Consider the following 22,154-nt stretch of genomic DNA (forward strand, 5'->3'; position numbering starts at 1 on the left):
ATGGTCGAAAAATTTCAAACCCTTCATCCTGACCCGGAAAAAACCGGAGTTAATATTGATAAGACAAAATATGACTACGTAAAAAATGCTGTTTTGAACATTTTAACGAAACAACAGCCGCTGACGCCCAAGCAACTATTTGAGTTTATCGACAGAGATTATTCTACAAATTTTGATGGCTCAATTACATGGTATGCAGAAACGGTTAAGTTAGACCTTGAAGCTCGCAAGAAAATAAGCCATGACAGAAAAACACGCATGATCACGTTGCTATAAAATGAAAAAAGTGCAAATTACTGGCTATGGTGGAAGCGGCAAGACTACACTAGCAAATAACTTGTCGCAAAAACTACACATTCCTCATTATGAAATAGATGGCCTATTTTGGTTAGAGAATTGGCAAATGAAAAATACAGAACTCTTTACTCGCGAGATTGGGCACATAGTGGCGACTGAGTCTTGGATTATATGTGGTGCATACAACAAAATTCTAAAAGGTAGAATACCAAAACAAGCAGATACGATCGTGGTTCTTTGTTATCCCCTAAGGATAATTTTTTGGCGCTCCCTGAAGCGGACTGTACAAAGAGCTATGACTCACAAAAGGCTCTGGGGCACAAACTATGAGAGTCGTACTAATTTGTTATTAAGACCCCGCCGTACTCATACAGGTATAATGGTTCGTAAGTATATAAAAAACGGACGGTATTACTTTTTGGATCGTGCTAAAGAATTTGCATCGCAGAGAAGCATAGTAAGTTTTAATCATCCTAAGGAGCTGGAACAGTGGCTGACAGATCTATAGTTCGGTGTAGTTGGGCTACAAGCGACGAACTATATATTAAGTATCACGACGAAGAGTGGGGTGTACCTGTGGGGCTTGGCTCCAGGACGGCAAAAACCAGCGCACGAACCGCCCAGTCACTTAAAGCCAATTTTTCTTCGGTTGACGTACCTTCAGGTACGCCTTTCTCAGATAAAAATGCCTATAAGCCAACTGGCTCGGTCCATGAACCAGGTCTTTCAGCCCAAGAGACAAGCCATGCCGACAGAACACATTTTGAGTTCTTAGTTTTAGAGGGGGCACAAGCTGGTTTAAGCTGGATAACAATTTTAAAACGGCGCCAAGGTTACAGGCGAGCATTTGCTAATTTTGACCCAAAAGTTGTAGCTAATTTTAGCGACAATAAGCTTGAAGAGTTGCGACAGGACACTGGGATTATTCGAAATAAACTAAAGATAAAGTCTGCTCGGACGAATGCTCGTGTTTTTTTAGATATTCAAAAGCAATACGGCAGCTTTAATACTTATATTTGGGCTTTTGTAGGCGGTGAACAAAAGGTTAATGAGTGGCAGTCTGATGATGAAGTTCCGGCTACAAGTATAGAGTCTGATTATTTAAGCAAAGATTTAAAAAAGCGAGGTATGAGTTTTGTTGGTAGCACAATTATGTATGCGCACATGCAGGCCTGCGGATTGGTGTTTGACCACACAGCTAGCTGCTTCAAGTATAAACAGTTGCAAAATGAAAAAAAGATGGTTAAAATATAAAAACTGTTTTTAAAAGTGTTTCATTAACAAAAATCAAAAACTAACTTTCACAATATTGAAAAGCTGGTCCGCTGCATGGCGGAGGGCTATTAATGATTTTTAGAGAGGAGCCTTAAATATGGCTCAAAAACAAAAGCGTTATTGGGATAAAACGCTTAAATATTATTGGCAGAGCCTTAGTGGTAATAAGCTTAGGTTCTTTGCAATGCTTTTACTCGCAATGATTGCTGTGTTGTTCGGCGATGTAGTTGCCACGTATTTTTTAGCAAATTTGTTTGAACAACTACCGGCAGCAGTCGCTGGCAGTAGGCCAGCTCAAGATATATGGCGATTGGTTTGGTTGAGCCTAGGAAGCATTGCCATTTCTTTTTTGTCGTGGCGAACATTTGGCTATGTCTGGTTAAAAGTTATATACGAACTCCCGTATCAAAACTCGAAACGGGTTATGGAGCATATGCTACAGCGCAGTTATAATTTTTATACCAACGCCTTTGGCGGTTCGTTAGTTAACAAGTTCAATCAGTTTAAATGGACAAGTAACGACCTCGTAATAATTGGTACTTTCGAGCTGTTTACATCATTAGTTCGGGCAATAGCATTTTTTATTGTTCTTGTGATTTTGATTCCAGTAGTTGGATGGAGCCTGCTAGTGTGGATAATTTTTTATGTAATCACAGTTATTGCGCTTGTAAATAAAAAATCGCCCCTATCTCGGCGAGCGGTACGAGCGCGAACTAAAACCACCGCCTATTTTGCAGATGTGGTGACCAACATACTAACAGTCAAAAATTTTGGTAAAAGTGAGCTTGAAAAAACAAAGTTTAGGACTGTCATTGAAAGTGAAAAACAAGCCAATCGACGGTCATGGATTTTTGGTGAACACATTCGTACCTACCAGTCGGTTGTTAGTTTTCTGTTTCGAGTTTTCGTTTTAATCTTTGCAGTCAGGGGTGCTCTTAACGGCAGCTATTCGGTTGCGTCTGTAATAGTTGCACAATTTTATCTACAACAAGTAGCACGAGATGTGTTTTCTATTAGTAAGGTTATTCAAGATCTTGAAAAAAGATTTAACGACGCATTTGAAATGGTTGAGATTTTTGAACAACCATTACTTATAAATGATCCGGAAAATCCTGAACCAATTAAAAACGGGAAGGGTGAAATACACTTTTCTAATGTTGAGTTTAAGTACTCAGACGGAGAAGATTCGATTTTAGAAAACTTTAATTTTAAGATCTTACCAGGTCAGAAGGTTGGCTTAGTCGGTCATTCGGGAAGCGGAAAATCAACCCTAACAAAAATATTGCTTAGATACGAAGATATCAAGGGCGGTGAGATTCTTATTGACGGTCAAGACGTTCGTCGAGTTAAACAAGAGGAGTTGCGATCTAAGATCGCTACGGTCCCGCAAGAACCAATACTGTTCCACCGTTCTATAGCTGACAATATTCGCTATGGCGATCCAAGCGCTAGCGACGCTCAAGTTGTTAAAGTGGCTAAACAGGCCAACGCCCACGATTTTATTAAAGATCTACCAAAGGGCTACGAAACTTTGGTTGGTGAGCGAGGCATAAAACTTTCTGGCGGTGAAAAACAGCGGGTTGCGATCGCGCGAGCCATGCTAAGTAAAGCGCCTATTTTATTACTGGACGAAGCAACCAGTGCGTTAGATTCTAAGAGTGAAAATCTAATACAAATTGCACTCGATCGATTAATGAAGCACCGTACAACTATTGTGATCGCTCACCGGTTGAGCACTATTCGCATGATGGACAGAATAGTAGTCATGGAAAAAGGCAAGATAATCGAAGATGGAACTCATGACGAGTTGTTACAGAAAAACGGGCAGTATGCTCAACTATGGGCCCACCAAGCTGGCGGATTTTTAACAGAAAACTAAATAGGTCTACATGGTAGACTTTTAGTATGACCTTTGAATTTAGTATTGATTTAAGTGGAACACCCCAAGAAGTATGGGACTTCTTCGACGATCCTAGAACCATATACCTATGGCAACCAACGCTTACAAATATGGAGCCAGTTCAGGGTGCACCCGGGGAAGTTGGTTCTGTTACAAAACTTACCTACACCGAAAAAAACCGAACCACTGTTATTTTGGAAGAGGTTATCACCAAGCGACCTCCAGAGTTTTTGGAAAACATTTTTACTGATCTGTCAGGTAGCATTCATAACAAAACAGAAAATTATTTCGAGACTTTTTTTGATCAAACCACCTGGCGAATGGTAGTTGAGTTTGAGTTTAATGGGTTCTTAATGAAGCTGCTATCACCGCTCCTGAAACCTTCTATAAAAAAGCGAACATTAGCTGACATGCAACGGTTTAAATATGCCTTTGAAAACAGGCCAAAAGATCCAGATGATGATAAGGGCTCTAAAAAACCAAAAAAATCTAAAAAGAAAAAACCAAAGAAGAGCAAAAAGAAGTCAAAAAAGAAAAAATAATTAGCTAGTTTTTTGCGACCGTGCGATAAAGCGCGTCACAACTTTTCGTGGCAGTATGCGGCATAGTTGAACAGCTGCTATGTTGCGGGTTCCATGTACGGCAACAGTTTTATTTTGCATTAACGAATCCCAGCCATAGCGGGCAACTTCTTTGGCTGTTGGTAGTTTACTTTGATTGGCGAAAACACCTGTATCATTTGTTTTTGCAGTAGCAGCAAATTCTGACTGGGTTGGGCCAGGGCACAAAGCTGACACCACAACGTTGTCATCCTCAAGCTCTACGGCAATAGCCTCGCTAAAACTCAGTACAAAGGCTTTGGTTGCATAGTAGGTTGCCATATGTGGGCCGGGAAAGAATGCAGCAACCGAAGCAACGTTTAATATGTGTCCGCCTCCATTTTTAGTCATATCGTCTGCTGCTTTTTTGGATAACGTCACAAGTGAGCTGCAGTTTAATTGGATCATTTCATGCAGCTTAGTGCTATCTGCATCTTTCAACGAATGCAAGTCGCCGAAACCAGCATTATTAACCACTACATCAACTTTGTAATTAGAGGCTGCGGTTTTATATAGTTGATCGGCTTGGTCAGGCTGACTAAGGTCACTAACTATAACCTCAAATAGCTGGTTAGGGTACATCTTAGCTAGCTCTTTTTTGAGTGCGTTTAATTTGTCTTTACTGCGAGCTGTTAAAACAAGGTTTCGACCTTCAGCTGCAGCAATGTAGGCAAATTCTTTGCCAATTCCGCTGGAAGCACCAGTAATTAATGTTGCATGTTTCATTACGCTAATTGTACAGACAGTGCGTATACTTGGGGTAAAGATTTGGAGGATTCAATGGACGACGTAAAACAGCAAGCACTAGATATTCATAAAAAATTCAAAGGCAAACTTGAGACCGGCCTAAAAGACCCAGTCGATTCGATGGAAAAGCTTAGTTTGTACTACACGCCAGGAGTTGGAGCGGTTAGTAGCTATGTGGCAGAGCATCCAGAAGAAGCTCGTAATTATACTCAAATCAATAATACCGTAGCAGTTGTTAGTGACGGTAGCGCGGTTTTAGGCCTTGGCAATATCGGCCCACTTGGCGCCTTGCCAGTTATGGAGGGCAAAGCCGTGTTGTTTAAAAGCTTTGCAAATGTAGATGCGGTGCCAATTGTGCTCAATACTCAAGACCCCGATGAAATAATAAATATTGTTAAAGCTATTGCTCCGACCTACGGTGGAATTAACCTTGAAGACATTAAAGCGCCGCAGTGTTTTTATATCGAAGAAACACTAAAGCAAGAGCTAGATATTCCAGTATTTCATGACGACCAACACGGAACAGCAATTGTTGTCTTGGCTGGATTAATTAATGCCTGCAAACTAACAAACCGCGACCTAAACGATAGCTGGATAACTGTGAGCGGGGTAGGGGCTGCTGGTGTGGCAATAATCAAATTAATTAAGCAATATGCACCAAAAGCCAACATATTGGCAGTCGATAGTAAGGGTATTATTTGGTCTGGTCGCGACGACCTAAATGAAACAAAATTGAGTTTAATAAAACAGGATTTAATTTTTGCCGAAGACGGCGGTGATTTAGCAAAAGCAATGACCGAAGCTGACATATTTATTGGCGTATCGCTTGGGGGATTGCTTAAAAAAGAGATGGTAGCAACCATGAACAAAGACGCTATTATTTTTGCCATGGCAAACCCTGTGCCCGAGATATACCCAGATGAAGCCAAACAAGCGGGAGCAGCCGTAGTAGCAACGGGGCGCAGCGATTTTGACAATCAAGTTAACAATGCACTAGTGTTTCCAGCACTATTTAGAGGGGCACTTGATAACAACGTAAAAGCTATTACCGAGGAACATAAAATGGCAGCAGCTAAAGCTTTGGCTGGCCTTATAGAAAACCCTACACCCGACAAAATCATTCCAGATATATTCGATAAACGAATATTAGAAGCAGTTTCTTCTGTGGTGAAATGATAGATCCCAAGCAATCACCCAGCTACAGGGCAGATGATTTTAAGCTTAGCGCCAAAATTATTGAAGAGATAGATGCATATTTTTTACCCACTTTGGATAAATTTAATTATCCAAATCCCAAAGTTTTGGTTGTTTTTAGCGGTGGTGTTGCGGTCGGGAAGTCAACATTATCAAGTAAAATTGCAAGAGAACTGAACGGCCTTGTCATAGAAACCGATGCAATTAAAAAATGTATACAAAGCAACATTGACTCGAATCTAGACAGTCGTACACTTGGAAAATATTCATGGGCTTACAGCATGGATTTGTATAGTCGTATATGCAAAATATCGCCTAATGGTTTGGTTGTACGTGACAGCGTAATCGATTGGTACTTTGATCGAATAATTCCAAAATTTAAAATTCAAGGTTTTGAGCTGTTTGTTGTTAACTTTGACGTTAGCAAAAAGAAGCGTGAGGAGTTGATACGAGCGCGCGGTGAAGATAAACCAACCACCACCATAGACAGAATGGTCGAAATGATTGACGAAAATTTGTATCATCAAAGTCGCTTTTTGAACGCCTACCAACCCAACGTAACCCTTGGCGAAGACAATCTATTTGACCATGAAATAGTGATTGATAATTTGAGAGCAAAAATAGATAGTTTAGTTTAGGCTTTTTACAAACTGCTGCTAGCAATTGCTGTTTCAGCTATGCTTAATTTTTATACGTCAAAAACAAGCAATTTTATACAAGTGCTATTATAGAAACAGATAAAAGGAGTAGATCTCATGGATGTTTTTGCATCGAATGGCTTCGATTACATATTAGACGCCAACAATATTAACGTAATGGCAGTATTCGTAGCGGCAGTATTGAGTTTTGTGGTTGGGGGAATTTGGTACTACGAAGGTGTATTTGGCAAAAACTGGCAAAAACTTGTAGGCCTAAAAAAGAAGCAAATTGAAAGCGCCAACATGTCGGTGATCTTTGGTTCTGCTTTTGTGCTTGCTTTAATCCAGGCGCTGTTTATGAGCAGTATAATGAGTGGCTTGAATGTTCGTACTGCTTTCGAAGGGTTGTTATTTGGAGCTGTTATTGGCTCGGCATTTGCTGCGACTGCTGTCGGAATCCAATATTTGTATGCTCAAAGAAAACTAGAGCTCTATGCCATAGACGCTGGGTATATTTTGGCGCAATTTTCTGTCATGGGACTTGTGATTGGTTTGTGGCAGTAAGCTGAACCAGTTAATGGACAAGAAATCAAAAACATGCTAATGTTTATTTTAGTAACATAAAGAAACAAAAATGAATAAATTCGAAGTATTAGCACAATTAGGCGGTGAAAACCCCACTATTACATCAATAGATATTGCTAAGGTAGCTGTAGGCGAAGAGATCTGCACTATTGAATGTAGTGGTGGTTCAAAATACACCCTAGTGGCTGGCGAAGCTGGTAAGTTGATTGTTCGAAACGATACAGAAGAGTCAGAGGTGTATGGCAATGTATTCGAGCTTAATGCTGGGTCCGAAATAACAATAACTAAAGACCAGCAATATAGTCTTGAAGAAAAAAATACAGATCGCGAACAATTTAGCTTACGTAATAAAGGCTCGCTTGCTTCAATTACCGTAAATCCTGAAGTAATAACTCGTGTCAGCGGTGATAAGCAACTATTACCAGAAACTCAAAAAAAGTACACACGAACTAAAAAGGTTTCTACCGGTGAAACCCTTTTTGTCTACCCTGACGAAAAACTTTTCGATGGTGCTTTAGCTCGGTTGCGCACCGCCAAAGCTACAGCCTCGGTCTCGATTGAATCAAATAATTCAAGCGATGAAATCTTAGCGTTTACTTTTTTAGATGAGGACAATAAACCAAAGTCTGTCCCGCCAGTCGCATTTGGCGCTGATAAGGACGGACAGTTTGTGATTGATTCAGCAGTTAGCAACAGATTGTGGGACAAACTTGGAATTGCCGAAGGCGCTAAAATTACACTTGGTTCGGTTAACGGACAGAAGATTTTAGGAGTTGAAAACACCTCGCCGAATAACTCGATTGAAATCGATTTCAATTCAAACAATCGAAGATTTGTTTCAAAGGCTGCGGTGTCGAATCAATTTTCACTAACCTAAGTTGATACTGAACATAATATTTATAGCCACTGTGATGATATGATTACAGTATTAAAACTAGCTGAAAGAACGTAACAGAAAAGCAAGTGCATGGATGAGCGAGAGATAAAGAATAAATTGAGCCCAGAACAATACCGTGTTTTGCGCGAAAACGGCACAGAAGCACCGTTTACCGGCAAGCACTTAAACGAAAAACGCGACGGCAGTTTTATATGTGCCGCTTGTGGTACCCAGTTATTTAGTAGTGAAACAAAATTTGACTCGGGTAGTGGGTGGCCTAGTTTTACCGACCCAATGAACACAGAAAATATAAAACTCATCGAAGACACAAGTCATGGTATGGTGCGAACGGAGGTTCGTTGCGCTAGTTGTGATTCGCATCTTGGACATGTTTTTAATGACGGACCAGCACCGACTGGGCAGCGCTATTGTATTAATTCAGTATGTTTAGATTTTAAAGCTAAAGAAGGAGAAGAGTAGTGAAGGATCAAGATCAAAAAGGGATATTTAAGTCAGACTTAACCATAAAGAGTGTGTATGAAGGAGCCTGGGAATTATTTACTAGTAATTTACGCACGCTAATTACCCTGGCAGCGATTCCGTCACTGCTACTGCTTATAAATGGCTTAATAGGTCTAGGGATATTCGAAGTTGCAGGCAGTGAGGAAAGCTTAAAAGTGGGGGTTGGATTTGCTGGAGTAGCATTTTTTATTGCAACGATTGTGCTGGTAATTGTTGCGAGTATTTTGGTTGAGGCAGGATCAATTAAGGGCTTACTAAAAAATGGCTCAAAGGAATTTAGTGTTAAAGAAGGTTTTGATCTGGGAAAAAAGCACTTTATGGCCTTTCTAGGCGTTAGCTTGGTGGTGGTGCTGTATGTGCTATTCGGACTAATCTTGTTGATTGTTCCGGGTGTGTTGTTTGCAATTTGGTATAGCTTAGCGCCAATAATTGTCTTAGATAAAAATATAAGCACCAGCGATGCAATGAAGCAAAGTAAAGACTTAGTTAGATCAAATATGGGCGTATTAGCAAAAAATTATGTTGTATTTGTGTTGATTTCCGTAGTGCTTGGTTCGTTGTTTGATGACGCATTTTCTAGCGCAATTTATAACCTGTTTGCAAGTGGATTTGGAGCTGCTCTCTACGTCGTAATCTACAAACGGTTACCATTAAAAGATGAGAACTAAATACCCTGATAAATTACAAAAAGGGGACGCCGTTGCTGTTGTGGCCTTGAGTGGCTCTGATTCATATAAAACCAAAGAAGACTTTAAAAAATCAGAGCGGGCCCTAAAGCAACTTGGTCTGACTGTTACATATGGCAAAAATCTCCATAAAGGCGATCTACCACTTGATACACCGAATTTAGCTGATCGGGTTGATGATTTTCATGCAGCTATTGAAGATCCAAAAGTCAAAGCAATTTTTTTATTAGCCGGCGGATGGCATGCAAATCAAACATTACCACTGATTGACTGGAAAAAAGTAAAAAAGAACCCAAAAATATTTTTAGGCCACTCAGATGGAGCGGTGTTGTGTAATGCCATATTTCAAAAAACAGGGATCGTTACATACTATGGCGGCAACTATTCAGCTCTAGGTAGTGATATGGGTGCAGATTTTATTCATTCATTCCTAAAAAAATCGCTCTTTAATGAGTCTGACTTTGACCTAAGCGAGCCCAACAAATATTTCGATATTGATTTCAGTAGTGGTGAAAAAGTCATTACCGAACATAAAAATGATGGTTGGTGGGTCATTCAACAAGCTATAGGGGCAGGCAACATTACTGGCGGAAATCTGTCCAGTGCATTGTTGCTGCACGGTACAGATTTTGCTCCAAACTATAAAGATTCAGTACTGTTCGTTGAAATGCACAGAAACAGCTTGGCAGGTTTTGACCGCATGCTAGAAGCAATATTGCAGCAAAAAGACGGCGATAAGCTTGAAGCATTAGTTATTGGGCGTTTTCAGAGTGAAGCCAACGTTAGTCGAGCTGACTTAGAAAAAATACTGTTAGCTAAAAATGCACTACAAGGCGTGCCGATAATTGCTAATGTTGATTTCGGACACACACTACCACGAGTAACTGTACCTATTGGTGCGAGCTGTTTGGTGCGGGCTACAAAGTCTGAGATACTGATTCGGATAGAAGAACATTAGTGGCGCACTTTGCGCCACGGAGTGTAGTGCATCGAGTAGAGAGTGGTAGACTGAAAATTAATGTAAAATATTACAAGTAGCTTAGAAATTTCAGAATGATTAGGGGTTTATGAATGACAGATAATACAAAAAAAGCTAGCTTATTATGGATTGATTTAGAAATGACCGGCATAGAGCCTGACAACTCAAAAATCATTGAGGTTGGGGTAATTGCGACCGATTGGGATATGACTGAAATAGCTACATATGAAACTGTTATAGCCCAAGACCAGGCCACCCTTGATCAAGCTGACCCGTGGGTAAAGGAAAACATGGCCGAATTATTAAGTAAATCAACCCAAGGAATACCAGAAGCTCAGGCCGAGCAAACCGTGGTTGATTTAGTGCAAAAGCACTTTGACCTAAAGCAACCTGTGTATTTAGCGGGCAATTCAATCCATCAGGACCGTAGATTCATTCGAAAGTACTGGCCTAAATTAGAAGCCTTGCTGCACTATCGCATGGTAGACGTTAGCGCTTGGAAAGTTGTAATGGCTCATAAATACGCCGTTAATTTTAAAAAAGAAAGCTCACACCGCGCACTTGAAGATATTCGTGGTTCTATCGAAGAAATGAAGCTATATTTCGAGCAGATCAAAGATTAATCTAATCGTCCTGCAATGATTTCGGTTAGTTGTTTCTGAATTGCAGGGCTTGCAACACAAAAAGTGAAGTTTTGATCGATACGGTTGAGGGGATTGCTGTAGTCGATAGGCTCGCCATTAGCAGTAGTCCAGAGTGCACCTGCTTCGCTAGCTATTATCTGAGGACCAACGTTATCCCAAATTTTAGAAGTAGTGTTTACACGTGCACCAAGAGCGCCTTCTGCAACATGCATTGGGTCTAGGGCTTCGCAGCCTGTGTTTCTCATATTTCTACAAGCCAGAACAATGTCTGCAAGCACAGAACATTGTTTTTTAGTAAGTTCGGGATTATCTGGATTAGAATCAATACCGAACGAAACAAGTTGTTCAGCTAGTGTGGCATTTTTTGAAACCGCAATTGGGCTACCGTTGCACGTAGCCCCTTTGTCTTTTTCTGCTAAGTACATGCGGTTCATGGCAGGCGCATAAACACCGCCAGCTATTGGTTCGTCCCGGTCCAGAAGCCCGATCATTATTCCGTAATATGGCAGCCCTGCTGCAAAGTTGCTCGTTGCTTCTATTGGGTCGATCACCCACGTATATTGCGAGCTGTTATCTACTACACCAGCTTCTTCGTCGATAATATTGTGGTCAGGAAACTCTGTAGCTACCTCGGAAACAAGGAGCTTGCCGATCGCAATATCTGCATCGGTTAAAACCTGATTTGGGTCAGAATCCTTACTTCGTGCTTCTACTTTTCCAAAATAGTCTTCAGCAATTTCACCGGCTTTTAGAAGTGATTTTTCGATAAATTCACGGTACGGCATCTACGCTGCACCCCTAATAATAAGGCTGAACATGTATATGCCATACAACACTAAGAACATGTAGCCGTTTCGATTAACAAGGGTGTGTCTTGGGTGCGCAAAAGCCATAAGGCCAAACATCAATGCTGCAGCTCCGGCGGCGACGGCGACATCGATGTAGGTTTCAGTCGTAAATTGAAGGGGCATAATAACTGACGACAATCCCAGAACCCAAAACGTGTTAAACAAGTTTGACCCCACAACGTTACCGACCGCAATATCGACTTTGTCATTTCTAACAGCAGCGATGGAGGCGGCCAGTTCTGGTGCCGATGTACCAAAGGCTACGATCGTAAGGCCAATGATCCCATCAGCGATGTTAAAACTCTCGGCCAAACTAGATGCGTTTTCTACTATTAGCTGTCCACCGAAACCTAGCATTACAATGCCGACAAAGGTTTTTAAAAATGTGTTCGCTAGTGATGCTACTTCTTTGTCGTCGCTGTCGTTGGCGTGGCTGTCGACTCTGGTTTTACCGAATGAGTAATATAAAAACAACACAAAGAACGTAATGAGCATTGCGCCGTCTATTCGGTCTAGCCCAACAAAATCACTCGAACCGATAAAGTTGTCTGCAACCAATAAAGCTAAAATACCACCCGCACCCATGCTGAATAATATTTCTCGCCAAACAGTAACCCGGTGTACAGTTAATGGCTTAATAATTGAGGCGATACCGAGAATAAGTAATATATTGGCAATATTTGACCCTACAACGTTACCAATGGCTAACCCTGTGGAGCCGTCGTTAGCTGCGAGTAAACTTACGATTAGCTCTGGTAGAGAAGTACCAAATGCTACCACAGTTAGGCCAACGATAAGCTCAGATACCCCAAGTTTATTCGCCAGTATCGACGCGCCGTCCACTAAGACATCGGCGCCTTTAATAAGTAAAAAGAATCCAAAAGCCAGTAAAAATAACGCACTTAGTATTGCTAACATTGCTAGTTATTGTAATCTATTAGCGATGGATTATGTAGAAGAACAAATAAATAAACTCGGAAGTTTCGAGATCGACACAGAAATAGTGCCCGGCGCTGACAGCTATAGAGTTGATGGAAAACTCTTTGCAATTTATGTAAAAGACAAGACACCAAAGCGGCTGAGCTTACGCGGAGACACCCAGTTAGTTAAACAGCTACGAGAGCGTTACGAGTCAGTTGTTCAGCCCGCCAATCTAGACATCAAAACCTGGAACACCTATATTTTGACCGAACAGCTGGATACAGATTTTATTACTAGCATGATTATTCATAGCTACATAAGTTCGGGCGGGGAATACTAAACCGTTAAGTCGCCTTTAACAGATACGCGCTCATATATTTATGCACAATATTTTGCACAATGTTAATGCTTAGTTAACACATGGTATACAGCCAAGAGTGTTATATGGAGGTATACAGTTTGCGGGAGTACGCAAAGTTCCTTTCCATTAGTTGTCGAGGTGAAATTTTAAAAAACCTTTTTGGGTTTAAAGGAGGGATGCGTTTTTATGAAACGTATTACACACCAACAAATACAAAAACTTGCCCAAAAAAATATTCATCCATCCGTAAGTATCTACATGCCACTGCTTGGAGATTACTACGACATTCGCGAAAGTGGTTTACGACTACTTAAGCAGGCTCGAGACAACTTAATGGACTTTGTCAGCTACGAAGAAGCTCGACAAATATTAGCACCAGCTTATGAAGCAATGCACAATCGCAATAAGTGGGTCCACGAGGACTACGAAGGCGGCGCTGCGATGTTTATTGACGAGACAGGCGTAGAAACCTATGCCTTCCCAGACATGGAGCGAGAGAGGGTCTACGTCGGTCACGGATTTGAAGTAGCTCCACTGTTCGAGCAGCTTGTGCAGCATGGTCGCTTCTACACCTTAAGTATTACCTCGCGATTTGCCGAGCTATATTTAAATGACGTAAAGGGCAGTCATAAAAAAGTCCGTTTAACCAATAAGCGAGCCTTTGCCGATAAGGGCGGGTCGCGTAATTTGTATTCAAAACGATTAGCTGGGGATACGTCGGCTTTTCCAAAGCGATATCTTTCGCAGCTAGACAAGGCAGTGCGAAAGGCAATAGAGGACAAGACTGCACCGCTCATAACTATTGGTTTACCAAAGGCCCAGTCAGCGTTTAGGTCAACTTCAAAATATGACTTGCTTATGCCAGACGGCGTTCAGGTTAACCCTGAGGCCGTGAAGCAGAGTGAAGTTGTTCAACGAGCAGCGCCAATTGCTCAACGGTTCTATGGTTACTACGAAAAGGCTGCGCAAGAAGAGTTTGCCCGTCGGCAAGCAACCGACCAGCCACATGTGGTCACTGGTATGCGACAAGTGCTCGAAGCACTCCGAGAAGGCAAGGTTCGCACACTATTTATCGACCCCAAAAAAGCTGTGTGGGGAGAGCCACTCACAAAAGCCATTCATACAAAACGGCAAAGGGGTGATGAAAATTTAACAAATCTGGCGGTTCGAAGAGCACTCAACTCAAAGGCCGAGATATTTCATCCGTCAGTAGATAATCCAAAATTAGTGAGTGCAATACTTCGCTATTAGTCTTGTGATTAAGGCTAAAGGTCGTTGATCTGGTCTTGGAGTGCGCTGAGGTTGCTAAGTGCAGCCTCAGTTGCATTTAGAATCAACTGATCATCAACGCTTTTCTGTAACTCGTTGAGACTACTGATAGCAACCGTAATTGTATTAGACGAGATTGTTATGGCTTGGCTATTTAGGGTGCCAGATATCTCTGCTGAATCTAAACTTTCTCGAACATTATCAAGCTTACGAACTGGGGCGTAGGTCAGTTCCGGGTAGTTTGTTGCTGCTAGTTGATACAGAGTGCCTAAATCGCTCGCTGTAATAGTCTTAATTGTCGCGGCTAGGTTAGTTACTGCAGGGGTCGTTTCGTAAGTTTGAATAATTTCGTGGGCTACCGTAGCCTGGTTTAAGCTTTCAAGTGCTTTTGTCATTTGCGGCTCGGTTGATTTTCCGCCAAGCAGCGCACTGGCCAACAACAACACAACACCCAAAACACCACCAACTATCGCAAACAGTATCAATATTCGCTGCTTAGAGTCTGCTTGGCGCGGTGCAGGGGTATTAAATTGTTGAAGCATATTCATGCACTAGAGTATAAAGCTAAAGCTTTTGTTTATGAAACATCAACTATAAAGTTGTTGGTATGGAACAAAGTGAAACCTGCCCATTCGACTCAAAAGACACAATTGGCCCTGATCGAATTATTCGTGTTGGCTTAACTGTCATTAGTTTTTTATCTGACCCAAAAATAACCGAAGCACATGTATTGGTTGTTCCGCGGCGTCATGTGGAGCCTCCGTACTCGTTTGCTAACAACGAAACGCTTGAGCGAGAGCACGAAATTAGCCGATTACGCCGAATAATGCTGCGTACTGGTTTTGACGGTGTTGATGTTTTTCAAAAGTCTCGACCATTAGTTGCTCAAGGGCACAATGGCACAAAGGTAGATCATTATCACTGGCATGTTTTGCCAAGCCGGCGCGGAGATGAGCTATATGAAAGCCGACTGGACTGGAGCCAGAAACAACCACTCACAGAAGAAGATCTAGAGAAATGGATTCCAATTCTGCGAGATGAATAAATTACTGTAGATAGCCGCTCAGGTGTAGACTAGAGATATATATGGACGCTGTTTCTGACATTAAAGCAAAGCTTGCACTCGAGGATGTTGTAGCAGACTACCTGGAGCTTAAACGTTCTGGCAGCAACTTAAAGGCCTTAAGTCCGTTTAGCCAAGAAAAAACTCCAAGTTTTATGGTGAGTCCTGCTAAACAGATTTGGCACGACTTTAGTTCGAATAAAGGTGGCGACATGTTCACGTTTATTCAAGAGGTTGAAGGCGTTGAGTTTAAAGAAGCCCTAGAGCTGTTAGCACGTAAGGCTGGTCTTAATTTAGACGACTATCAAACAAAACGTGGACCAGGGCGAGAGGTAAAAAAACAATACGAACGAGCACTAAATTTGAGTGCTCGCTTTTACCAAGAACAATTGATACATAATAAAGCAGCCCTCGATTACGTCACTAAAAAGCGTGGTTTTAATAAACAATCGATTATTGATTTTAATATTGGTTACGCACCAAACAAAACAGATGCACTGTCAAAATACCTACTGTCCAAAGATATTGATACAGAAACTATCGTCAAAAGCGGTTTAGCTGTTGAGCGTCGGGGCCGTTTGGTGGATATGTTTAGAGGCCGGGTATTGGTTGCGTTAGCAGATAGATCTGGCAGCCCAATTGGGTTTACTGGTCGTCAGCTAATTGATGGCGATGGACCAAAGTACATTAACACCGCACAAACTATTTTGTACGACAAGAGTCGTCATGTCTTTGGCTTACATCTTGCGAAAGATGCCATACGAAAACAGGATTTAAGTGTACTTGCAGAAGGAAACCTTGATGTAGTTAGCGCTCATCAAGCTGGTTTTAAAAATGTAGTAGCAACCGCTGGAACAGCGTTAACAATCCAGCAGTTGAAGTCGCTCAAACATCTTTCAAAGAATATTGCATTGGCATTTGACGGTGACGAAGCGGGAGTACGAGCAACAATTCGGGCAATACCGCTGGCACAGGGTGAAGGAATAACTTTGTATGTGCTAAATATTCCAAAGGGCAGTGACCCAGACGACATAATTCAAAATAATCCTGCAGATTGGGAAGAAATTGTTACAAGCAAGGTGTATGCCCCAGAATGGTTACGAATTTACTATCTTGACCAATATGATTTAAAAACCGCTCAGGGTAAAAAACTGTATGCAGATGCAATGATGAATTTATTGTTATTTCTTAAAGATCCAGTTGAGCAAGAGCATTATTTGGATGTTGTAGCTAAAGATATTAAATCCTCAAAAGCAGCAGTGGCAGAGCGGTTTTCGAACTTTTCTCGCTCACCAAAAAAGCCCAAAAAACCAATTAAAACCAGTACGGTTGCTACGCCGCCGCGCCAAGGAGTAGTGGCGAATGATCTGTTAGCGCTGAGCTTGCGATACCCAGCGGCACGGGCGGTGCTACAGCCGTTAAGCGAAGACGTGTGGCAAACAGAACCACAACGAGCTGTATTTACGGTTTTGCAAAACAGCAACAAACTGGCCGATCAACTAGAGTCAGAATTGAAGGAACACGATAATTTTGTTAAAGTACTACAGTTAATTGCTGAGCAGCGATACGATGACTGGCGAACAGCTGACGTAATAGTCGAAGCCGACCAACTTTCACTCAGCCTAAATGAACTCAAATACAAGCAAAACAAAACAACAATAACCGAACAAATTCGCGCAGCAGAAGAGCGTGGAGACTGGGATACAGCAAAAGAATTGCTTGAACAGTGGCAAGATAGTTAAGGAGTTATATGCCGGCAAAGAAGAAACCAACTACAAAGAAGTCAGATGATAAAAAGTCCAAAGCAAAAGCCAAGGCAAGTGCAACTAAAGCTAAAAAAGCTGCACTAAAAAAAGAGGATTTACTAGCCGCAAAAAAAGAACTTTTTGAGCGAGCCAAAAAAGACGGTGAAATTCACCAAAAAGAAATTTTTAACCTTATCCCCGACACCGAAGCCAATGTTGAAATTTTAGACAGCCTGTATTCGGACTTAGTCGACGGCGACATAACCATTCTAAGCGCCGACAGCGATGACGAAAGTATTGATGACATTGAAGAGCAGGCGAAAAACGATAAATACTTAGATGACATTTCTGATGACTCGGTTCGTTTGTACCTGCGTGAGATCGGTAAAATTCCATTGCTTACTGCAGAAGAAGAAGTTACCCTAGCTCGCCGAGTCCAAAAAGGCGACAAAGTTGCCAAAGACGAAATGGCCGAGGCAAACATGCGATTAGTGGTTTCAATTGCTAAACGCTATGTCGGACGTGGTTTGGATTTGCTGGATTTGATTCAAGAAGGAAACACCGGTCTACTACGGGCAGTTGAAAAGTTTGACCCAGAAAAAGGGTTTAAATTCTCTACCTACGCCACGTGGTGGATCCGCCAAGCTATCACTCGAGCCATCGCCGACCAGGCCCGAACTATCCGAATACCAGTACACATGGTAGAAACTATCAACAAACTATTGCGTACCCACCGTCGCATGACTCAAGAACTTAACCGCGAACCAACCAACGAAGAGCTTGCCAAGGAGCTTGAAATCGAAGTCGACAAAGTTGAACACATCATGAAAATCAAGCAGGACATTAGCTCACTTGACGCTGCTGTGCGTGACGACGAAGAAGACTCAGTACTTGGTGACTTTATCGAAGACGAGGATACACCGAGCCCGACTGAAAGCGCGACTACTCAATTACTAAAAGAACACGTTAATGAAATGCTTAGCTACTTAAGCCCGCGTGAACAAAAAATCCTACGTATGCGTTTTGGCCTCGAGGATGGAAAAACCCATACACTTGAAGAGGTTGGCACAGAGTTTGGTGTTACTCGTGAACGTATTCGTCAGATTGAAGCAAAAGCCCTCGCAAAACTACGCAAGCACCGCGACGCATCTAAAATTTCGGATTACATAAACTAACAATGATATTCGGATTATCTGGCACCAACGGCGCAGGTAAAGACACAGTTGCAGAGATTCTACGTGACAATTATGGCTACTTGTTTATTTCGGCTACTGATATTCTCCGTGATGAAGCTCGCAAAAGGGGTTTAGATGTTTCGCGGAAAAACCTTCGCGATATAAGCGCTGAATGGCGGCGTGAATTTGGTATGGGAGTATTGATTGACAGAGGACTAATTGAATACGAAAAAGTACAGAGTCAGTACGAGGGCTTTGTTATTTCGAGCTTACGCCACCCTGCCGAAGCCGATGCTATACATGCTGCAGGAGGCAAAGTTATTTGGGTAGATGCTGACCCGCAACTGCGATACCAGCGCGTGCAGTCTGCTGACCGCGGTCGGGCTAGTGAAGACAAGATAAGTTTTGAAGAATTTTTAGCTCATGAGAAAAAAGAAATGAACGTTGGCGGTGACGCGGCTACCTTGAAAACAGCTGCCGTTAAAGAGAAGTCTGATGTAACACTACTGAACGAAGACGATGGCATAGAGGCGCTTAAAAGCAAACTTGCCTCCATGCTGGAAATGTAATTCAATTTAAAACTAACAACATTGTTCTATATAATATAAGTGTGAATAATTCCATAACCAACGTGTTGCTGGTGGGTGTATGAGCGAAACTGCTATTCCTAATCCAGAACAGAGCGGATCTGGAAGATCTTTTGAAGAAAATTTAGACCTAATTCGCAGCCGTTTGATGATAGACAAAAAAGATGCCCGCTGGAGACATATCAAGGCTCATTTTAGCGGCAGCCTTGAAACTGACATTAATGATCAAGAGCAAGAATTTTTTGATGTGATGACAATGATAGGTCAGCGATGGGTTTTTGCGTCGCATAGGTATCTAAACCCAACACCGGTGCAGCACGATACTCTTGGACTGCTATGTGGTGTGGTGAGACGGCCAAGTAATGCAGGTAGTGAAAACGAATCATGGAGCACTCAAATGATGGAATTAAAAGATGTATTTACGTATGTTCAACGCAAGCACGATGTAGAGCTCGGTGATGTAATAGCCGAGTATTTGCACGCCATTGATAGCTTCGCCACCATATTTGAAGAAAAACTATAGCCAGTAATGATCACCCTCAAAGCTCATGCTTGCCTGAGCAACGGGTGGCTGCGTAGTATTAATAAATGCCAGAACTGCCCCAAATAAACAGCCCAGAAGGCAGCGAATCTTCTGAGCCGCTGGATTTCCATGAGCGGAACCTACTACTGTTCGAAACATATATACCTGCAAAGGATCTTATACAAACCATCCAGGAAGATCCTGGTATCTATGACCAGCTTGGTGATAGCGACAGGCGCTTATTTGAGCATGGCAAGCAAGCGTATGAAGATTTAATTCATGGCAATACTGGCTTGGTAGTTTTCCACGCAAATAGACACAAAGTCTCACTAGAAGAACGTGATGAATTAATTCAGATCGGCATGATCTCATTAATTGAAGCGGTGCAAGATTTTGATCCCGATCTTGGCTATAAATTTTCTACATTCGCAACGTCAAAAATTAGACCTGCGTTAGCACATGCAAGAAATGAAAAATTTAGTCCTTTGAGTCTCCCTAGACAGCTACGCGCAGATATTATTGCATTGCGTGCTGCTTCTCGGGAGATAAACGATTACCACGGCAGGCAACCGACCACAGAAGAACTTAGTCTAGCGACTGGTTTTTCTGAAGATAAGATTCAAAAGCTGGAAAGAATAAAAATTGAAGTCCGAGCACTATCGCTAGATAAAAGAATGTCCGACGAAGCACGATCAAAGACGTTAGGCGAAATGGTAATTGCAAGCTCAAACGCTGAAGACGACGAGTTACAGCAACGGGTTGGCCAGCTATTAGAAGATAAATTATCTCAGCTATCAGAACGTGACCGCACCATAGTTGAATTACGACTTGGTATCAACGACAGGCCTGTGACGTCGCTGCGCAGTATCGGCGATATTGTCGGGCTAACACGACAGGGCGTGAAAATAGTTTCAGATCGCTTCACTTTAGCAATAAGTAAGGTGCTCGAATCAGAATTTGGTCCAGTGGCAGATGTAGCAGACACTACTCGAAAGATGACGGTAAAAATCCGCGGCAGAAAACACGAACCATTGGATGTGAGTCAAGCTGGGTTTAGTGAAAAACTTGCAGACCTATCCGACCGACAAAAAAAATTGATCTGGCTATTTTTTGATCAAGAAACTGGTGAACAGATTCGGACTCCAGGCGAAGTGCACGAACTTCTTGGCGTAGACGAGGATAAGGCGCCATCGGCCCGGTCATTACGGACGTACCTGTATGAAATACGCAGTGAATTCAAGACATAGTCAGTTTATGCTTATGCTAGACATTGTCGAGCTGTGGGTGTTTATTTATATCAATGAATATCGAAGCTTCGCCACAACAACCTAAACAGGATAATTTTGCCGGTAAAGACCGATTTATTAGTTTTATGGCAGACGTTTTGGGCGTTGAAGAAGAATCATTGCAGGATTATTATTCTGAACCTGAGCAGGCAGTCCAAGCACTTGAAATCATCGGAAAGGCGAAGTTGGCAGCAGTAAGCACACGAGAAAGCAGCTGCGACGTTGCGGGTGTTGTTGCCAAGCATATTGGCATTGGAAGAGAAGAAAAACTCGCATATTCTGAGTTCTATCACGGATTCGGCTATGCAAGTGCTAACTCTGCATGTGCAGCGGCGTACCAGTACAAAAAACGAGCACCGAAGTATCTAGCAAGTGTCCTACCATATTCAGATCTCAAAGATCAGTCTTTAAATTTTTCCGATAGGCCAAAGAGGAACAACATCACCAGAAACAATGGCCATAAATTACCAGGCCCAAGCAAGTCACGCCAAAAAAGGCGAAGCACAAACACGAGTAGTGGGGAGATTCGGAATGGTGTAGCTCAGGATCTTCTTGATATTTATTTTTCAGATATTGGTAAGCATGAATTACTAACTGCCGACGAAGAAGTGCAACTAGCAAAACAAATAGAAGCAGGACGGGCAGTTAAAGAAGAAGTTAAAGACGTGACTGTTCTCACCCCGCAGCAGCATGCGACTCTCAAGCAAGCAGATATGGCTTTTGAGCGTTTCGTAGTCGCAAATCAGCGTCTTGTAATTAATATTGCTGCAAAGTTTTCTAAACGCACATCTATGGAGCTTGGTGAGCTCATTCAAGAGGGCAACCTGGGGCTGCACCGAGGTGTTGAAAAGTTTGATTGGCGACGTGGGTATAAATTCTCTACCTACGCTACATGGTGGATCCGACAAGCTATTCAACGAGCCATCGCCAGCCAAAGTAGACTAATTCGATTACCTGTCGCAGTGCATGACAAGTCCATAAAAGTAAGAGCAGCACATAACAGACTATTAACCGAAACTGGCCAAGAACCAACCGATCAAGAGCTTGCGATTGCAACTCGATTAACTCCAGAGCAAGTCGCAGCGGTTCGTAATGTTGAACCTAAAGTAAGCTCACTAGATGCCAAAGTTAAACCAAGCAGCGATTCAGCAGAAATGTATGGCTTTAGGCCTGATGATGGCCCAACACCAGAGGAGGAAGTCGTTATTTCTCAATTAACTGCAGAGGTCCATAAAGCACTAAACACACTCGACGAACGATCGCGATATATTATCAAAGCTCGATACGGCTTAAATGGAAAGAAGAGGTCGCGCGACAGTCTTGGTGAAGAACTAGGAACTAGCAGAGAAGCAATTAAAAAAATTGAGATTAGGGCTCTAAGACGGTTGTCGCAACACGCACCAGATTTGCGAGCGTATGTGGCTTGAGGAAGC

The 22,154-nt window shown here is 42.2% G+C and carries 26 protein-coding genes; 22 read left to right on the plus strand and 4 right to left on the minus strand.

The window, feature by feature from the left end; translation table 11 throughout:
• From EYO12_04125 to EYO12_04145, 5 genes are all read left to right on the plus strand, one after another.
• Positions 1 to 276 (plus strand): hypothetical protein, encoded by a 276-nt coding sequence (locus EYO12_04125; GenBank protein HIA92267.1) that lies wholly within the window; start codon positions 1 to 3, stop codon positions 274 to 276.
• Between the two features lies 1 nt (position 277).
• Positions 278 to 805: a hypothetical protein gene (locus EYO12_04130; GenBank protein HIA92268.1), complete on the plus strand. Its 528-nt coding sequence runs from the start codon at positions 278 to 280 to the stop codon at positions 803 to 805.
• Positions 806 to 873: 68 nt separating this feature from the next.
• Positions 874 to 1,551: a DNA-3-methyladenine glycosylase I gene (locus EYO12_04135; protein ID HIA92269.1), complete on the plus strand. Its 678-nt coding sequence runs from the start codon at positions 874 to 876 to the stop codon at positions 1,549 to 1,551.
• Positions 1,552 to 1,669: 118 nt separating this feature from the next.
• Positions 1,670 to 3,451, plus strand: coding sequence for an ABC transporter ATP-binding protein (locus tag EYO12_04140; GenBank protein HIA92270.1), 1,782 nt, complete (start codon positions 1,670 to 1,672; stop codon positions 3,449 to 3,451).
• A gap of 26 nt (positions 3,452 to 3,477) precedes the next feature.
• On the plus strand, positions 3,478 to 4,014 hold the full coding sequence (locus tag EYO12_04145) for an SRPBCC family protein (protein ID HIA92271.1): 537 nt from the start codon (positions 3,478 to 3,480) through the stop codon (positions 4,012 to 4,014).
• Here EYO12_04145 and EYO12_04150 read toward each other — a convergent pair whose 3' ends face one another.
• Entirely contained in the window at positions 4,015 to 4,797 is a 783-nt protein-coding gene (locus EYO12_04150; protein ID HIA92272.1) for an SDR family oxidoreductase, read from the minus strand.
• A gap of 54 nt (positions 4,798 to 4,851) precedes the next feature.
• On the opposite strand from EYO12_04150, the gene EYO12_04155 reads away from it, so the two are divergent.
• The 8 genes from EYO12_04155 (at position 4,852) to EYO12_04190 (ending at position 10,922) form a co-directional block, all read left to right on the plus strand.
• Complete coding sequence (locus tag EYO12_04155; GenBank protein ID HIA92273.1) at positions 4,852 to 5,994, plus strand: NADP-dependent malic enzyme; 1,143 nt, start codon at positions 4,852 to 4,854, stop codon at positions 5,992 to 5,994.
• On the plus strand, positions 5,991 to 6,650 hold the full coding sequence (locus EYO12_04160) for a hypothetical protein (protein HIA92274.1): 660 nt from the start codon (positions 5,991 to 5,993) through the stop codon (positions 6,648 to 6,650). Before EYO12_04155 ends, EYO12_04160 begins: the two co-directional genes overlap by 4 nt.
• A 117-nt stretch (positions 6,651 to 6,767) precedes the next feature.
• Positions 6,768 to 7,214 (plus strand): DUF1761 domain-containing protein, encoded by a 447-nt coding sequence (locus tag EYO12_04165; GenBank protein HIA92275.1) that lies wholly within the window; start codon positions 6,768 to 6,770, stop codon positions 7,212 to 7,214.
• Positions 7,215 to 7,284: 70 nt separating this feature from the next.
• Positions 7,285 to 8,112, plus strand: coding sequence for a hypothetical protein (locus EYO12_04170; protein ID HIA92276.1), 828 nt, complete (start codon positions 7,285 to 7,287; stop codon positions 8,110 to 8,112).
• A 90-nt stretch (positions 8,113 to 8,202) separates the two neighbouring features.
• The gene (gene msrB, locus EYO12_04175; protein ID HIA92277.1) at positions 8,203 to 8,592 is read left to right on the plus strand and encodes a peptide-methionine (R)-S-oxide reductase MsrB; all 390 of its coding nucleotides are present in this window, start codon (positions 8,203 to 8,205) and stop codon (positions 8,590 to 8,592) included.
• A complete protein-coding gene (locus EYO12_04180; protein ID HIA92278.1) occupies positions 8,592 to 9,302 on the plus strand; it encodes a hypothetical protein in 711 nt (236 codons plus the stop codon). The genes msrB and EYO12_04180 overlap by 1 nt, the downstream gene beginning before the upstream one ends.
• The gene (locus EYO12_04185; GenBank protein ID HIA92279.1) at positions 9,292 to 10,278 is read left to right on the plus strand and encodes a hypothetical protein; all 987 of its coding nucleotides are present in this window, start codon (positions 9,292 to 9,294) and stop codon (positions 10,276 to 10,278) included. The genes EYO12_04180 and EYO12_04185 overlap by 11 nt, the downstream gene beginning before the upstream one ends.
• A gap of 113 nt (positions 10,279 to 10,391) precedes the next feature.
• Positions 10,392 to 10,922, plus strand: a complete 531-nt coding sequence (locus tag EYO12_04190; protein HIA92280.1) for an oligoribonuclease — start codon at positions 10,392 to 10,394, stop codon at positions 10,920 to 10,922.
• On the opposite strand, the gene EYO12_04195 is transcribed toward EYO12_04190, so the two are convergent.
• Positions 10,919 to 11,728: an inositol monophosphatase gene (locus tag EYO12_04195; protein HIA92281.1), complete on the minus strand. Its 810-nt coding sequence runs from the start codon at positions 11,726 to 11,728 to the stop codon at positions 10,919 to 10,921. The genes EYO12_04190 and EYO12_04195 overlap by 4 nt on opposite strands.
• Entirely contained in the window at positions 11,729 to 12,709 is a 981-nt protein-coding gene (locus tag EYO12_04200) for a calcium/sodium antiporter (protein HIA92282.1), read from the minus strand.
• A gap of 25 nt (positions 12,710 to 12,734) precedes the next feature.
• Here EYO12_04200 and EYO12_04205 point away from each other — a divergent pair, with 25 nt between their 5' ends.
• The gene (locus tag EYO12_04205) at positions 12,735 to 13,052 is read left to right on the plus strand and encodes a hypothetical protein (GenBank protein HIA92283.1); all 318 of its coding nucleotides are present in this window, start codon (positions 12,735 to 12,737) and stop codon (positions 13,050 to 13,052) included.
• A 207-nt stretch (positions 13,053 to 13,259) separates the two neighbouring features.
• Positions 13,260 to 14,324 (plus strand): hypothetical protein, encoded by a 1,065-nt coding sequence (locus EYO12_04210; GenBank protein ID HIA92284.1) that lies wholly within the window; start codon positions 13,260 to 13,262, stop codon positions 14,322 to 14,324.
• A 14-nt stretch (positions 14,325 to 14,338) separates the two neighbouring features.
• Here EYO12_04210 and EYO12_04215 read toward each other — a convergent pair whose 3' ends face one another.
• On the minus strand, positions 14,339 to 14,890 hold the full coding sequence (locus EYO12_04215) for a hypothetical protein (protein ID HIA92285.1): 552 nt from the start codon (positions 14,888 to 14,890) through the stop codon (positions 14,339 to 14,341).
• Positions 14,891 to 14,949: 59 nt separating this feature from the next.
• On the opposite strand from EYO12_04215, the gene EYO12_04220 reads away from it, so the two are divergent.
• The 7 genes from EYO12_04220 (at position 14,950) to EYO12_04250 (ending at position 22,148) form a co-directional block, all read left to right on the plus strand.
• Positions 14,950 to 15,387, plus strand: a complete 438-nt coding sequence (locus tag EYO12_04220; GenBank protein ID HIA92286.1) for an HIT domain-containing protein — start codon at positions 14,950 to 14,952, stop codon at positions 15,385 to 15,387.
• Between the two features lie 41 nt (positions 15,388 to 15,428).
• On the plus strand, positions 15,429 to 17,147 hold the full coding sequence (gene dnaG, locus EYO12_04225; protein HIA92287.1) for a DNA primase: 1,719 nt from the start codon (positions 15,429 to 15,431) through the stop codon (positions 17,145 to 17,147).
• 8 nt (positions 17,148 to 17,155) lie between these two features.
• Positions 17,156 to 18,325 (plus strand): RNA polymerase sigma factor RpoD, encoded by a 1,170-nt coding sequence (gene rpoD / locus EYO12_04230; protein HIA92288.1) that lies wholly within the window; start codon positions 17,156 to 17,158, stop codon positions 18,323 to 18,325.
• Positions 18,326 to 18,327: 2 nt separating this feature from the next.
• Positions 18,328 to 18,894: a hypothetical protein gene (locus tag EYO12_04235; protein ID HIA92289.1), complete on the plus strand. Its 567-nt coding sequence runs from the start codon at positions 18,328 to 18,330 to the stop codon at positions 18,892 to 18,894.
• A gap of 79 nt (positions 18,895 to 18,973) precedes the next feature.
• Positions 18,974 to 19,435 carry a hypothetical protein gene (locus tag EYO12_04240; protein ID HIA92290.1) on the plus strand — a complete coding sequence of 154 codons (462 nt, stop codon included), beginning with the start codon at positions 18,974 to 18,976 and terminating at the stop codon, positions 19,433 to 19,435.
• A 65-nt stretch (positions 19,436 to 19,500) separates the two neighbouring features.
• Positions 19,501 to 20,682, plus strand: coding sequence for a sigma-70 family RNA polymerase sigma factor (locus EYO12_04245; GenBank protein ID HIA92291.1), 1,182 nt, complete (start codon positions 19,501 to 19,503; stop codon positions 20,680 to 20,682).
• 53 nt (positions 20,683 to 20,735) lie between these two features.
• Positions 20,736 to 22,148: a sigma-70 family RNA polymerase sigma factor gene (locus EYO12_04250; GenBank protein ID HIA92292.1), complete on the plus strand. Its 1,413-nt coding sequence runs from the start codon at positions 20,736 to 20,738 to the stop codon at positions 22,146 to 22,148.
• Positions 22,149 to 22,154 lie beyond the last annotated feature (6 nt).

It is taken from the genome of Candidatus Saccharibacteria bacterium, from assembly GCA_012965045.1.
Lineage (GTDB): Bacteria > Patescibacteriota > Saccharimonadia > Saccharimonadales > DTSZ01 > DTSZ01.